At 64.1% G+C, this 14449-nt stretch carries 11 protein-coding genes and 1 pseudogene; 6 read left to right on the top strand and 6 right to left on the bottom strand.

What is annotated here, in order from left to right; genetic code table 11:
• A pseudogene (gyrB, locus tag B3E94_RS14255) lies at positions 1-825 on the top strand (DNA gyrase subunit B); the annotation flags it as partial.
• 73 nt (positions 826-898) lie between these two features.
• On the opposite strand, the gene B3E94_RS14250 reads toward gyrB, so the two are convergent.
• Positions 899-2197 (bottom strand): sigma-54 interaction domain-containing protein, encoded by a 1299-nt coding sequence (locus B3E94_RS14250; RefSeq protein WP_286914006.1) that lies wholly within the window; start codon positions 2195-2197, stop codon positions 899-901.
• Between the two features lie 220 nt (positions 2198-2417).
• Here B3E94_RS14250 and B3E94_RS14245 point away from each other — a divergent pair, with 220 nt between their 5' ends.
• Genes B3E94_RS14245 through B3E94_RS14235 form a run of 3 tightly spaced genes read left to right on the top strand, consistent with a single transcriptional unit; the run spans position 2418 to position 5425 of the window.
• Positions 2418-3302, top strand: coding sequence for an MBL fold metallo-hydrolase (locus tag B3E94_RS14245; RefSeq protein WP_286914004.1), 885 nt, complete (start codon positions 2418-2420; stop codon positions 3300-3302).
• 39 nt (positions 3303-3341) lie between these two features.
• Positions 3342-4610: an NAD(P)/FAD-dependent oxidoreductase gene (locus tag B3E94_RS14240; RefSeq protein WP_286914002.1), complete on the top strand. Its 1269-nt coding sequence runs from the start codon at positions 3342-3344 to the stop codon at positions 4608-4610.
• Entirely contained in the window at positions 4607-5425 is an 819-nt protein-coding gene (locus B3E94_RS14235) for a sulfite exporter TauE/SafE family protein (RefSeq protein ID WP_286914001.1), read from the top strand. The genes B3E94_RS14240 and B3E94_RS14235 overlap by 4 nt, the downstream gene beginning before the upstream one ends.
• On the opposite strand, the gene B3E94_RS14230 is transcribed toward B3E94_RS14235, so the two are convergent.
• A complete protein-coding gene (locus B3E94_RS14230; protein ID WP_176511747.1) occupies positions 5414-6301 on the bottom strand; it encodes a LysR family transcriptional regulator in 888 nt (295 codons plus the stop codon). The genes B3E94_RS14235 and B3E94_RS14230 overlap by 12 nt on opposite strands.
• A gap of 240 nt (positions 6302-6541) precedes the next feature.
• Here B3E94_RS14230 and B3E94_RS14225 point away from each other — a divergent pair, with 240 nt between their 5' ends.
• Together B3E94_RS14225 and B3E94_RS14220 are read left to right on the top strand one after the other, a co-directional pair.
• A complete protein-coding gene (locus B3E94_RS14225) occupies positions 6542-8188 on the top strand; it encodes a GMC family oxidoreductase (RefSeq protein WP_176511746.1) in 1647 nt (548 codons plus the stop codon).
• Positions 8189-8284: 96 nt separating this feature from the next.
• A complete protein-coding gene (locus B3E94_RS14220; protein ID WP_176511745.1) occupies positions 8285-9904 on the top strand; it encodes an MFS transporter in 1620 nt (539 codons plus the stop codon).
• A gap of 220 nt (positions 9905-10124) precedes the next feature.
• On the opposite strand, the gene B3E94_RS14215 is transcribed toward B3E94_RS14220, so the two are convergent.
• From B3E94_RS14215 to glyQ, 4 genes are all read right to left on the bottom strand, one after another.
• Complete coding sequence (locus tag B3E94_RS14215; RefSeq protein ID WP_236236193.1) at positions 10125-10895, bottom strand: lysophospholipid acyltransferase family protein; 771 nt, start codon at positions 10893-10895, stop codon at positions 10125-10127.
• A gap of 61 nt (positions 10896-10956) precedes the next feature.
• Complete coding sequence (gene gmhB / locus B3E94_RS14210) at positions 10957-11484, bottom strand: D-glycero-beta-D-manno-heptose 1,7-bisphosphate 7-phosphatase (protein ID WP_176511743.1); 528 nt, start codon at positions 11482-11484, stop codon at positions 10957-10959.
• Between the two features lie 3 nt (positions 11485-11487).
• Positions 11488-13539 carry a glycine--tRNA ligase subunit beta gene (gene glyS, locus B3E94_RS14205; RefSeq protein ID WP_176511742.1) on the bottom strand — a complete coding sequence of 684 codons (2052 nt, stop codon included), beginning with the start codon at positions 13537-13539 and terminating at the stop codon, positions 11488-11490.
• Positions 13536-14449 (bottom strand): glycine--tRNA ligase subunit alpha (glyQ, locus tag B3E94_RS14200; protein WP_286913999.1); only part of this gene is annotated, 914 nt, incomplete at its 5' end. The genes glyQ and glyS, both read right to left, overlap by 4 nt.

Raw genomic sequence — 14449 nt, 5'->3', positions numbered from 1 at the left:
CAGCCGCCGCTGTACAAGGTCAAGAAAGGCAAGCAGGAGCAGTACATCAAGGACGACGAGGCCATGGAAGAGTACATGACCCAGTCGGCCCTCGAAGATGCCAGCCTGCACCTGGACGAATCGGCGCCAGCTGTTTCCGGCGTTCAGCTGGAAGCGCTGGTCAACGAATTCCGCAGCGTGATGAAGACCCTCAAGCGTCTGTCGCGTCTGTACCCGGAAGAGCTGACCGAGCACTTCATCTACCTGCCTGAAGTCACCCTCGAGCAGTTGGGCGACCATGCTGTGATGCAGGCCTGGCTGGACAGCTTCCAGCAGCGCCTGAACAACAGCCAGAAGTCGGGCCTGGCGTACAAGGCCAGCCTGCGCGAAGACAAGGAACGCAATGTCTGGCTGCCGGAAGTGGAAATCACCTCCCACGGCCTGGCCAGCTACATCACCTTCAACCGCGACTTCTTCGGCAGCAACGACTACCGCACCGTGGTCAACATCGGCGCCAAGCTGTCCAGCCTCCTGGGCGAAGGTGCCTATGTTCAGCGTGGTGAGCGCCGCAAGGCGATCGTCGAGTTCAAGGAAGGCCTGGACTGGCTGATGAACGAGACCACCAAGCGCCACACCATCCAGCGCTATAAAGGGCTGGGTGAGATGAACCCGGACCAGCTGTGGGAAACCACCATGGACCCAACCGTGCGCCGCATGCTGAAGGTCACCATCGAAGATGCGATCGCTGCCGACCAGATCTTCAACACCCTGATGGGTGATGCGGTCGAGCCGCGCCGTGAGTTCATTGAAAGCAATGCCCTGTCGGTATCGAACCTGGACTTCTGATCAGGTGTAGAAACCGCACAAAAGAAAGCCCGCGTAAGCGGGCTTTTTTTTTGGCTGCTCGATCTTGCAAGGGCTAGGACAACCCCAACGCCTTCAGGCGCCGATACAAGGTGCGCTCGCTCATCCCTAGGTGGAGCGCCAACTCACTGCGCGGCCCCTGGAACTGCTCCAGCGCCTGCGCCAGCTCACCCAGGCCATTGCGCCCTCGCCCGCCGCCAGGGCCGCGAACCTGCTCCGGGCCTATATCTTCCGGCAGGTGTTCAGGCCGGATCAGCCCGTCGTCGGCAAACAGGCGAGCCCGTTCCAGGATGTTGCGCAGCTCGCGGATATTGCCCGGGAAAGGATGCAGCTCAAGGTGCTGTTGCGCTTCGCGGCTCAGCTTCGGCGCCGGGTTGCCTGGCATGCGCTGCAGCAGGCTTTCGGCAAGCAGCGGCAGGTCTTCCACACGTTCGCGCAGCGCGGGCAAGCGGATGGGGAAACCGCTGATGCGGTAGTACAGGTCTTCCCGGAACGTGCCCTCTGCCACCATCTGCTTCAATGGCTTGTGCGTCGCCGACACCAGGCGGAAATCCGAATGCACGGTACGCAGGCTGCCAACCGGGCGGAAGCTACCGGACTCGATCAGGCGCAGCAATTTGACCTGCATGGCCAACGGCACTTCGCCGATTTCATCGAGAAACAGCGTGCCGCCGTGGGCCGCTTCGGCCAGGCCGATCTTGCGCTGGTTGGCACCGGTGAAGGCGCCTTTCTCGTAGCCGAACAATTCGCTCTCGAACAGCGACTCGGTCAGGCCGGTGCAGTCGACCACCACCAAGGGGCCATTGGCCCGAGGGCTGCCCATGTGGATGGCGCGGGCGAACAGCTCCTTGCCGGTGCCCGATTCGCCCTGCAGCAGCACCGGGATTTGCGCAGGTGCCGCACGCTGCAGGCTGGCCAAGGCATGCTTGAAGGCCGGCGCGCGCCCGACCAGCCCTTGCTGCTGAGGTTGCGCCGAGGCCAGGGTGACGGTGGTCAGGCGCTCGACGAAGGCCACCACCCTGCCCTGTTCATCGAGGATCGGGCGCAATTCCACATCCACGTGTTCCGGCCCGCGCGGGGTGTGATGAATGTGCAGGACCCGCTCCGGCACTTTGCTGTCCCACGCTTTGCGCATCGGGCAATGCTCACCGGCCTGGTCGCACGGCACCGCGTAGTGATGGGAGACGCGGTGGCACTTCTCGCCCAGTGGCGCTTGCTGGTCACGGCCGAACAACCGGCGATAGGCCGCGTTGGCCGCGAGGATGTTGTAGTCGGTATCCAGCACGATCGTAGGCAGTGCATCGTGTTCGAGGTAGGAAACCAGGGCTAGGATGATGGAACGGGATTCAGGCATGACGGCACCGATGGATGACCGATGCAGGGTAACAAGGACTGCCAAACACTGCCATTGGCTGTCAGTCGACTGCCAATGGCGCTGCCATACTGGCCAACCCTGCGTCAGCAGCGCCCGGTTGCATTGGCCATTGCAGCCCGGGCGGCCTGGCATGCATCTTGATAAACCTCCTGGCACTGCCTGCGCCTGCCAAGGTGCGGTGGATAAATTGGAGAACGTGATGATCATTGGCAACAACCTTCACGTGGAAGCCTTCTTCGACAAGGCGACCTCGACCATCAGCTACCTGGTCATGGACGGCGAGACGCGCAAATGCGCGCTGATCGACAGCGTCCTCGACTACGACCCCAAATCCGGGCGCACCTGCACCGATTCGGCCGACCTGCTGATTGCCCGGGTAAAGGCGCTGGGTGCCGAGGTGCAATGGGTGCTGGAAACCCACGTGCATGCCGACCACCTTTCTGCGGCGGCCTATCTCAAGGAACATCTGGGCGGGCATACCGCCATTGGTGCGCACATCACCCAGGTGCAGAAAGTCTTCGGCTCGCTGTTCAACGCCGAACCTGGCTTTGCCCGCGATGGCAGCCAGTTCGATGTGCTGCTCGAAGACGAGGAAGGGTTTCGCATCGGCAACCTGCATGCCCGCGCCCTGCACACCCCTGGGCATACCCCCGCCTGCATGAGCTATGTGGTCACCGATGCCGGGGAGAAGGCGGTGTTCGTTGGCGACACCCTGTTCATGCCCGACTACGGCACGGCGCGCTGCGACTTCCCCGGTGCCGACGCCCGCACCCTGTATCGCTCCATCCGCCGCTTGCTGGCATTCCCCGACCAGACCCAGCTGTTCATGTGCCACGACTACCTGCCAGGTGGCCGTCAGATGCGCTACGTGACCACCGTGGCCGAGCAGCGCGCCAGCAACATCCACATCCACCACGGCATCGACGAGGACAGCTTCGTCGCCATGCGCGAAGCCCGCGACAAGACCCTCGACATGCCGGTGCTGATCCTGCCTTCGGTGCAGGTGAACATGCGCAGCGGCCATTTCCCCGAGCCCGAGGAAAACGGCGTGAGCTACCTGAAGATCCCGCTGAACAAGCTCTGACTGCCCTGCTCCATCATTAGAAATCCAGGAAATTCCGTCATGCCTGCCTTGTTGTCCTCCCCTCATGCCGACCACCACAAAGTGGTCATCGTCGGTGCCGGCGCCGCCGGTATCGCCACCGCCTCAAGCCTGATCAGCCGCGACCCGTCGCTGGACATCGCGCTCATCGACCCCGCCGACGTGCACTACTACCAGCCCGGCTGGACCATGGTCGGTGCGGGCGTGTTCAAGGCGCCAAGCACCGCCCGCACCATGGCCTCGGCCATCCCCCGTGGTGTGCACTGGGTGAAGGCTCGCGTTCAGGGCTTCGACCCGTCGGCCCAGCTGGTGATGCTCGAAGACGGCCGCGCCATCAGTTACGAACAGCTGGTGGTCTGCCCTGGCCTCAAGCTCGACTGGGAGGCCATTGCCGGGCTCAGCGAAACCCTTGGCCGCAATGGCGTGACCTCGAACTACCGTTACGACCTGGCGCCCTACACCTGGCAGCTGGTGCAAAACCTCAAGCAGGGCCGCGCGCTGTTCACCCAGCCGCCCATGCCGATCAAGTGCGCGGGCGCGCCGCAAAAGGCGTTGTACCTGTCGTGCGACCACTGGCTGCGCCACGGCCATCTGGGTAACGTCAAGGCCAGCTTCTTCAATGCCGGCGCCGTGCTGTTCGGCGTGCCCGACTATGTACCGGCGCTGATGGCCTACATCGACAAGTACGGGGTCGACCTCAACTACAGCCACCGCCTGGTGGCGGTGGATGGCCCCAACAAGCGCGCGACCTTCGCCCGCACCCTCGCCGACGGCAGCAGCGAAACCCGCATCGAAGCCTTCGACATGCTGCACGTGGTACCGCCGCAGGTCGCCCCGGATTTCATCCGCCAGAGCCCGTTGGCCGATGCCGCCGGCTGGGTCGACGTCGACCCGCAGACCTTGCGCCATCGCCAGTTCCCCAATGTTCATGCCCTGGGCGACGTGGCCAACACCAGCAACGCCAAGACCGCCGCCGCTGCCCGCAAGCAGGCACCGGTGGTGGCCAACAATGTGCTGGTGGCGCTCGGCAGGCTGCCGACCCTGGCCCAGTACGATGGCTACGGCTCCTGCCCGCTGACCGTCGAGCGCGGCAAGATCGTGCTGGCCGAGTTCACCTATGGCGGCAAGGTCGCGCCCAGCTTCCCGCGCTGGCTGCTCGACGGCCGCAAGCCTACCCGCCTGGCCTGGCTGCTCAAGGCGCGGGTGCTGCCACCGCTGTATTGGCAGGGCATGCTCAAGGGGCGTGAGTGGTTGGCTCGGCCGCAGCCGCTGGTCGAGGCACGCCAGTGATCGAACACGAACTGTTGGGCGCCGCGCTCGGCGCCATCATCGGTGCGGTGCTGGCGCTGACTGGCGCCGGCGGTGGCATCCTGGCGGTGCCGCTGCTGGTGTTCGGCCTGGGCTTGTCGATGGTTGAAGCGGCGCCGATCGGGTTGCTGGCGGTGGGGATGGCGGCGGCCGTGGGCGCAGTGCTGGGGTTGCGGCAGGGCCTGGTGCGTTATCGCGCTGCCCTGTTCATCGCCGTGATCGGCATCGCGGCAGCGCCGTTCGGCTTGATGCTCGCCCACCGCTTGCCCAACACGCCCCTGGCCCTGGTGTTCGCCGCAGTGCTGGTATATGCCTGCTTGCGCATCTGGCGCAAGGCAGCCAAGGAGCTGCGCGGCGAAGCGTCGGAAGCTCACCGCTACATCGAACCCTGCGTGCTCAACCCGCTGCAAGGCCGCTTGCGCTGGACTTTGCCGTGCGCACGGGCCCTGGCTTTCACCGGGGCGCTGTCCGGGCTGCTGTCCGGTTTGCTCGGCGTGGGGGGCGGGTTCGTGATCATTCCGGCGTTGAACCGCTACACCAACTTGCGCATGAAAAGCATCGTTTCCACCTCGCTGGCGGTGATCGCCCTGGTGTCCACGGGCAGTGTGGTCAGCGCCAGCTTGGCAGGCGTGATGCACTGGCGCGTGGGTGCACCGTTCGCCGTCGGCGCGGTGCTCGGCTTGCTGGCGGCCCGGCCGCTGGCCGCCAAGCTCGCCGGGCCACGCCTGCAGCAGATGTTTGCCGTGGCCGGCTGGTCGGCGGCGTTGCTGTTGGCCGGCAAGGCGCTATTCGGCTAACAGCTCGCCTTGTTGCGCCGCGCACAGCGCCAGCAGGTAGTCCCACACCACCCGCAGGCGCACCGACTTGTGCAGCTCGCGGCGGGTGCAGATCCAGTAGCTGCGCTGGATGGTCTCGCTGGGCAGCACGCGCACCAGCGTGGGGTCGTGGCGGGCCATGTAGTTGGGCAGCACGGCAATGCCCAGCCCTGCGCGGGCGGCGGTCTGCTGGGCAATCACGCTGGTGCTGCGAAAGGCGACGTTGGGTGAACGGCAGAAGCTGTTGAGAAACAGCAGCTCCTGGCTGAACAACAGGTCATCGACGTAGCCGATCCAGCTGTGCTGGGCCAAATCCTCGCGGTGGCGCAGTGGCGGGGCGCGGTCCAGGTAGGCTTGGCTGGCATACAGCGCCAGGCGGTAGTCGGTGAGCTTGCGGGTGATCAACAGGTCGGCGCTGGGCCGTTCCAGGTGAATGCTGATTTCCGCTTCGCGGTTGAGGATGCTGACGAAGCGCGGCACGGCCACCAGTTCCACCTCAAGGCCCGGGTAGCGCTCGAACAGCTCGCCCATGCGCGGTGTGAAGAACATGATGCCGATGCCTTCGGTGACGCCCAGGCGGATCTTGCCCAGCGGGGTGATGGCCTGGGTGATTTCTTCCTGTGCCAGCAGGGCGACGTTTTCCATGGCTTCGGCGTGCTTGAGCAGTGCCTGGCCGGACGAGGTCAGCTCGTAGCCCTGGGCATGCTGCACGAACAGCGGCGTGCCGAGGCTTTTCTCGATGCTTTCGATATGCCGGGCAACGGTGCTGTGGGTGGTGTTGAGGCGTTTGGCGGCAGTGAGTAGGCGGCCGCTGCGCTGCAACTCGAGGAAAAACCGCAGATCATTCCAGTCGAACATGCTTGTCCCTTTGTGCTGTTCGTTCCGGCCCTATCGCCGGCAAGCCGGCTCCCACAGGTAAGGCACAGGCTTTGAGCCATGTGGTGAACCTGTGGGAGCCGGCTTGCCGGCGATAGGGCCGGTACAGGCTTACCGCTGTGCTAAAACGCACAACGGCTGCGCGAAATCTCGTGTTTCCTCTGCGAAATTAATCAATAAGATGTAGGACGACAAGAACAATAATCAGGCGCGAGGTTGCACATGCCGTCAGCCGATTCTGTCTTCGATTACGTGGTCGTAGGTGCCGGACCCGCCGGCTGCCTGTTGGCCAATCGTTTGTCCGCCGACCCCACCTGCCGGGTATTGCTGCTCGAAGCGGGCGGCCGCGACAACTATCCCTGGATTCACATCCCCGTCGGTTACCTCTACTGCATCGGCAACCCACGCACCGACTGGTGCTTCAAGACCGAGGCACAACCCGGCCTGGGCGGTCGCAGCTTGGGTTACCCGCGGGGCAAGGTGCTGGGCGGCTGTTCCTCGATCAACGGCATGATCTACATGCGCGGCCAGGCCGCCGACTACGACCATTGGGCCGAGCAAGGCAACGATGGCTGGGCCTGGAAAGACGTGCTGCCATTGTTCAAGGCCAGCGAAAGCCACTTTGCCGGCAGCAGCGAGCACCATGGCGGCGACGGTGAATGGCGGGTCGAGCGCCAGCGCTACAGCTGGCCGATCCTCGATGCCTTCCGCGATGCCGCCGAGCAGGCCGGCATCGGCAAGGTCGACGACTTCAACACCGGTGACAACCAGGGCTGTGGATACTTTCAGGTCAACCAGCGCAGCGGCGTGCGCTGGAATGCCTCCAAGGCGTTCCTGCGGCCGATAAAAGGCCGCGCCAACCTCACCGTGCTCACGGACGTGCAGGTCGACCAGGTACTGCTGAACAACACCCGTGCGCGGGCAGTGAAAGCCCGCTGGCAAGGCGCCTGGCATGAGTTTGCCGCGCGCCGCGAGATCATTCTGTGCGCTGGTGCCGTGGGTTCGCCTGGCATCCTCCAGCGTTCGGGCATCGGCCCGAGCAAGCTGCTGCAGAGCCTGGGGATCGCCGTGCGCCATGACATGCCCGGGGTAGGCGGCAACCTGCAGGACCACCTGCAGCTGCGCCTGATCTACCAGATCCGCAACACCCGCACCCTCAACCAGATGGCCAACAGCCTGTGGGGCAAGATGGGCATGGGCCTGCGCTACCTGTACGACCGCAGCGGCCCGTTGGCCATGGCGCCAAGCCAGCTCGGCGCGTTCGTGCGCTCGAGCCCCGAGCAGGCCACGCCCAACCTGCAGTACCACGTGCAACCGCTTTCGCTGGAGCGCTTCGGCGAGCCGCTGCATCAGTTCCCGGCCTTTACCGCGTCGGTGTGCAATTTGCGACCGGCAAGCCGCGGGCGCATCGACATCGCCAGCGCAGATATGCACAGCGCCCCGCTGATCGACCCCAACTACCTGAGCGACCCCCAGGACCTGCGCGTCGCCGCCGATGCCATTCGCATCACCCGGCGCATCGTCCAGGCCCCTGCCCTGGCCGCCTTCGCCCCCGAGGAATACCTGCCGGGCCCGGCGCTGCAGAGCGAAGAACAACTGTTCGAAGCCGCCGGCAAGATCGGCACCACCATCTTCCACCCGGTGGGCACCTGCCGCATGGGCAACGGCGCGCTGGACGTTGTGGATAACCAGCTGCGCGTTCACGGCATACCCGGCTTGCGCGTGGCGGATGCTTCGATCATGCCGCAGATCACCTCCGGCAACACCTGTTCCCCCACCCTGATGATCGCCGAGAAGGCGGCGCAACTGATCCTCAAAGGAGCGGCTACCCAGACCTACCTAAACGAAGACGCGATACCGACGCCCTGACCCGGGTGCGTGCAGTACCGGCGGCTGTGGTCAGAGGCTGCCGACAGTGGAACAAAAAGAATAATCACTGTGGCCTGTGGGCCGAGGACAGCAACGATGTCGGATTACATCCAAGAGCAGGGGGCGACGGCGAGCAGCCCCAGCCGCCGTGAAGAACGCAAGATCATTTTCGCGTCATCCCTCGGGACGGTTTTCGAGTGGTATGACTTTTTTCTCTATGGCGCGTTGGCAGCAGTCATCAGCAAGCAGTTCTTCGCTGGCGTGAATGACACCACCGCCTTCATCTTCGCCCTGATGGCCTTTGCCGCCGGCTTCCTGGTGCGGCCTTTCGGCGCCCTGGTGTTCGGCCGCCTGGGCGACATGATCGGGCGCAAGTACACCTTCCTGGTGACCATCGTGCTGATGGGCCTGTCCACCTTCGCGGTCGGCCTGCTGCCTACCTACGCCAGCATCGGCATCGCTGCGCCGATCATCCTGGTGGTGCTGCGCATGCTCCAGGGCCTGGCCCTGGGCGGCGAATACGGTGGTGCCGCCACCTACGTTGCCGAGCACGCGCCAGCGGGCAAGCGCGGTTTCCACACCGGGTTCATCCAGTCCACGGCCACCCTCGGCCTGCTGTTGTCGTTGCTGGTGGTGCTGGGCAGCCGCTACATCAGTGGCGACCAGTTCGAAACCTGGGGCTGGCGCTTGCCGTTCCTGCTGTCGATCGTGCTGCTGGCGATTTCCACCTGGATCCGCATGAGCATGCACGAGTCGCCGGCCTTCGTGAAAATGAAAGCCCAGGGCAAGGTCAGCAAGTCGCCGATCCGTGAGTCGTTCACCTCCTGGCCGAACCTCAAGGTGGTGCTCACTGCGCTGTTCAGCATCAACGCCGGGCAGGCCGTGACCTTCTACACCGCGCAGTTCTACGTGCTGTTCTTCATGACCCAGATGCTCAAGATGGACCCGGCCCAGGCCAACACCCTGCTGATCATCAGCGTGGTGATCGGCGCGCCGTTCTTCGTGTTCTTCGGCTGGCTGTCCGACCGCATCGGGCGCAAGCCGATCCTGATGCTCGGCCTGCTGCTGGCCACGGTGCTGTACTTCCCGCTGTTCAAGGCGCTCAGCCACTACGCCAACCCGCAGATCGACGCTGCCAGCCGCCAGGCGCCCATCGTCGTCACCGCCGACCCGCAGAGCTGCACCTTCCAGTTCGACCCGGTGGGCAAGGCGCGTTTCGACAGCCCGTGTGACAAGGTCAAGACCTTCCTGGTCAAGCAGGGCCTGCCCTACAGCTCGGTGGATGTGGCGGGCAGCCAGGTCGTGGTGAACATTGGCGACAAGACCATCAACGGCTTCGACGAAGCCGCCATGCGCACGGCGGTGGAACAGGCGGGCTACCCGGCCAAGGCAGACCCGGCGCAGGTCAATCAGGTGATGGTGGTGGTGCTGATCGTGGCGATGATCCTGATTGCCACCATGACCTACGGGCCATTGGCGGCGGTGATGGTCGAGCTGTTCCCCACGCGCATCCGCTACACCTCGATGTCCCTGCCCTACCACATCGGCAACGGCTGGTTCGGGGGCTTTTTGCCGACCGTGTCGTTTGCGTTGGTGGTGTATACCGGGGATATCTTCTATGGGCTGTGGTACCCGGTGCTGGTGACCGGGATCAGCCTGGTGGTGGGGATCTTCTGCCTCAAAGAAACCAAGGATGTGGATATCGACAAGATCTGAGGTGGGCCCTATCGCCGGCAAGCCGGCTCCCACAGGTGCGATGAGGCCATCGAAACCCATAAAAAAACCGGCTGTAAAAGCCGGTTTTCTTATGCCTCGAAAAAACTTATGCACGATTTTCGGAAAAATGTCATACAGAGAAATAAACAGCCAATTCAACTACTTAGCTATCACTTACGGCATTTAGTCCAAAAATTGCTAACAACTTATCCACAGAAGCTCAAGCCATCTGCTCCTGCGGTTTTTCATCCACTGGCGGCAGCGACCCCATGGCCCGCTGGGTCGCCTCGTTCCAGGCGGCAGCGCGGTCGTTGAGCTCGGCGATGGCGCGAGGGCCAGTGCCGTTGGCGTACATCGGTTCGCCGATCACCACCTCGATGGTGCCTGCGCGCTTGCCCCAGCCAGCCTTCGGCCAGAACTTGCCAGCGTTGTGCGCAATCGGCAGCACCGGCAACCCGGCATTCACCGCCAGCGCGGTACCGCCACGGGAGAACTTGCCCACGGTGCCAAACGGCACGCGCGTCCCTTCCGGGAAGATCAGCACCCACACCTTCTGCTTGAGCAGCTCGTCACCCTGGCTGGCGACCTGGCGCAGGGCTTCCTTGGGGTTGTCGCGGTTGATCGCGATCGGCCGCAGCATGGCCATTGCCCAGCCGAAAAACGGCACGTACAGCAGCTCACGCTTGAGCACCTGGCTCAGCGGCGAGAAGTACGCCGACAGGAAGAACGTCTCCCAGGTACTCTGGTGATTGGAAAGAATCACGCAAGGCTCGCTGGGCACGTTCTGCGCACCGGTGATCTTGTAGTCGATGCCCAGAATGGTACGGCTCAAGAACAACGCGCAGCGGCACCAGTAGACGTTGATGAACTTGTAGCGCTTGGGGAACGACAAAAAAGGCGCAACGAAGAAGCTAAGCGAGCACCACAACAGCGAACTGGTGCCCAGCAGCAGGTAAAAAAGAAAGATTCTGATCGCCTGCAGGATCGACATAGTGGCAAGTACCGTTGCGGGGCGTGCCCGCCTGAGAAAAATGCGCCCGTAGGCGCATTGTTTAAATTAGTTCTCTGGCGATAGCTGCCAGATCGTCGAAAATCAGTGTAGTTTCACCGACGCCTTTTTCCAGGGTCCGCTCGCCCTTGCCGGTTTTCACCAGCACCGGTTGAGCTCCGACGGCCAGGGCGGCCTGCAGGTCACCCGTGCTGTCGCCGACGAACCACACGCCGTGAAGGTCGGCCTGGTAGTGCTCGGCAATCGCCCGCAGCATGCCCGGCTTGGGCTTGCGGCAAGCGCAGCCTTCGTCTGGCCCGTGCGGGCAGTACACGATGTGGCCCACTTCACCGCCCTGCTCGGCCACCCGCTCGCGCAAGCGCGCATGCATGGCCTCCAGGGTTGCCAGCGAGTAGTAGCCACGGGCGATGCCGGACTGGTTGGTGGCCACGGCCACCGTCCAGCCCGCCTTGCTCAACTGCGCGATCGCCTCGATCGAGCCGGGTATCGGGATCCACTCTTCCAGCGACTTGATGTAGGCGTCGGAGTCCTGGTTGATCACCCCGTCACGATCGAGAATCAGCAGTTTCAAGGCTTACCCCAGCAGCGAAATGTCGGCAACGCCCAGGAACAGGCCGCGCAGGCGGCTGAGCAGGGCATAACGGTTGGCGCGTACCTTGGCGTCCTCGGCATTGACCATCACCGCCTCGAAGAAGGCGTCGACCGGGTCGCGCAGGGCGGCCAGGCGGGCCAGCGATTCGCTGTACTGGCGTGCCGCAGCCATCGGTTGCACGGCCTGGTCGGCCTGCTGGATGGCCGAGTACAGGGAGAACTCGTTGGCGTTGTCGAAGTACTTCGGCTCGACCTGCTCGGCGATGGCGCCTTCGGCCTTGCTCAGCAAGTTCGACACACGCTTGTTCACCGCGGCCAGGGCCTCGGCTTCCGGCAGCTTGCGGAAGGCCTGCACGGCCTGCACGCGCTGGTCGAAGTCCAGGGCCGAGCCCGGCTTCAGGGCACGTACCGACAGGTAGGTGGCAACGTCGATGCCTTCGTCTTCGTAGCGCGCACGCAGGCGGTCGAAGATGAATTCCAGCACCTGCTCGGCCAGGCCGGCGGCCTTGACCTTGGCACCGAACTGCTTGACCGCGAACTCGACCGCGGTGGTCAGGTCCAGGTCCAGCTGCTTCTCGATCAGGATGCGCAGCACGCCCAGGGCGGCACGGCGCAGGGCGTATGGGTCCTTGCTGCCGGTGGGCAGCATGCCGATGCCGAAGATGCCGACCAGGGTGTCGAGCTTGTCGGCGATGGCCACGGCCGCACCGGTGAGGGTCTGCGGCAGCTCGGCGCCAGCACCGCGCGGCATGTACTGCTCGTTCAGGGCCTGGGCGACGTCTTGCGGCTCGCCATCGTTGAGCGCGTAGTAGTAACCGGCAACGCCCTGCATCTCAGGGAACTCGCCAACCATCTCGGTGGCCAGGTCGCACTTGGACAGCAGGCCGGCACGGCCGGCGCGCTGGGCGTCGCCGCCGATCAGCGGGGCGATGAACGCGGCCAGCTTGGACACACGCTCGGCCTTGTCGTAGACAGTGCCCAGCTGAGCCTGGAACACCACGTTCTTCAGGCGCTCGTTGAAGGTTTCCAGCGGCTGCTTCTTGTCCTGCTTGAAGAAGAACTCGGCGTCGGTCAGGCGTGGGCGCACGACCTTCTCGTTACCCTGCACGATCTGCTTGGGGTCACGGCTCTCGACGTTGGCCACGGTGATGAAGCGCGGCAGCAGCTTGCCTTCGCTGTCGAGCAGGCAGAAGTACTTCTGGTTGTCCTGCATGGTGGTGATCAGGGCTTCCTGCGGCACCTCGAGGAAACGCTCCTCGAACGAGCACACCAGCGGCACCGGCCACTCGACCAGCGCGGTCACTTCGTCCAGCAGCGCCGGCGGCACGATGGCAGTGCCTTCCTGCTGCAGGGCCAGCTCGGCGGTACGCTTGCCGATCAGCTCGCGGCGCTCGGCGAAGTCGGCCAGCACGTAGGCTTTGCGCAGGTCTTCGACGTAGTTGGCCGGGGTGGTGATGACCACGTTTTCCGGGTGGTGGAAACGGTGGCCACGGGATTCACGGCCGGCCTGCTGGGACAGGATGGTGCAGTCGACCACCTGGTCGCCGAGCAGCATCACCAGCCACTGGGTCGGGCGCACGAACTCTTCACGGCTGGCCGCCCAGCGCATGCGCTTGGGAATCGGCAGGTCGTTGAGCGAATCCTCGACGATGGTCGGCAGCAGGCTGGCAGTGGCCTTGCCCGGGATGTGCTGGGAGAAGCGCAGCTTGGCGCCGCTCTGGTCGATTTCCGACAGCTCCACGCCGCACTTCTTGGCAAAGCCCAGGGCAGCCTGGGTCGGCTCGCCGTCCTTGAAAGCAGCCTGCATGGGCGGGCCGTCGATGTTGATGCTGCGGTCTGGCTGCTGCACGTCGAGCTGGCGGATCAGCACGGCCAGGCGGCGCGGCGCGGCGTACACCTGCTTGCCGGTGTAGTTCAGGCCAGCGGCCTGCAGGCCCTTCTCGATGCCGGCCAGGAAGGCGTCGCCGAGGGTTGCCAGGGCCTTGGGTGGCAGCTCTTCGGTGCCCAGTTCAACCAGGAAATCTTGAGCACTCATTGTGCAGCCTCCAGCTTCGCCAACACTTCGTCACGCAGTTCAGGGGTGGCCATCGGGAAGCCCAGGCGTGCGCGGGCTTGCAGATAGCTTTGCGCCACGTCCCGGGCTAGGGTACGGACACGCAGGATGTAGCGCTGGCGCTCGGTCACCGAGATGGCGCGGCGGGCATCCAGCAGGTTGAAGGTGTGCGAAGCCTTCAGCACCATTTCATAGGTCGGCAGCGGCAGGTCCAGCTTGATCAGGCGGTTCGCTTCGCTTTCGTAGAAGTCGAACAGTTCGAACAGCTTCTCGACGTTGGCGTGCTCGAAGTTGTAGGTCGACTGCTCCACCTCGTTCTGGTGGAACACGTCGCCGTAGGTGACCTTGCCGAACGGGCCATCGGCCCACACCAGGTCGTACACCGAGTCGACGCCCTGGATGTACATGGCCAGGCGCTCCAGGCCATAGGTGATTTCACCGGTGACCGGGTAGCACTCGATGCCGCCCACTTGCTGGAAGTAGGTGAACTGGGTCACCTCCATGCCGTTGAGCCAGATTTCCCAGCCCAGGCCCCAGGCGCCCAGGGTCGGCGATTCCCAGTTGTCTTCGACGAAGCGGATATCGTGGACCAGCGGATCCAGGCCGATGGCTTTCAGCGAGCCGAGGTACAGCTCCTGGAAGTTGGCCGGGTTCGGCTTGAGCACCACCTGGAACTGGTAGTAGTGCTGCAGGCGGTTTGGGTTTTCGCCATACCGCCCGTCGGCAGGACGACGGCTGGGCTGCACGTAGGCAGCGTTCCAGGTCTCCGGGCCGACGGCGCGCAGGAATGTAGCGGTGTGGAAAGTGCCGGCGCCTACTTCCATATCGTAGGGCTGAAGCACCACACAACCTTGAGCTGCCCAGTAGTTCTGCAGGGCGAGGATCAGGTCTT

Origin of the sequence: Pseudomonas sp. UBA6315, assembly GCF_002438125.1 — a bacterium.
Classification (GTDB): domain Bacteria; phylum Pseudomonadota; class Gammaproteobacteria; order Pseudomonadales; family Pseudomonadaceae; genus Aquipseudomonas; species Aquipseudomonas faucium.
This window is presented reverse-complemented; position numbering and strand designations above follow the sequence as displayed.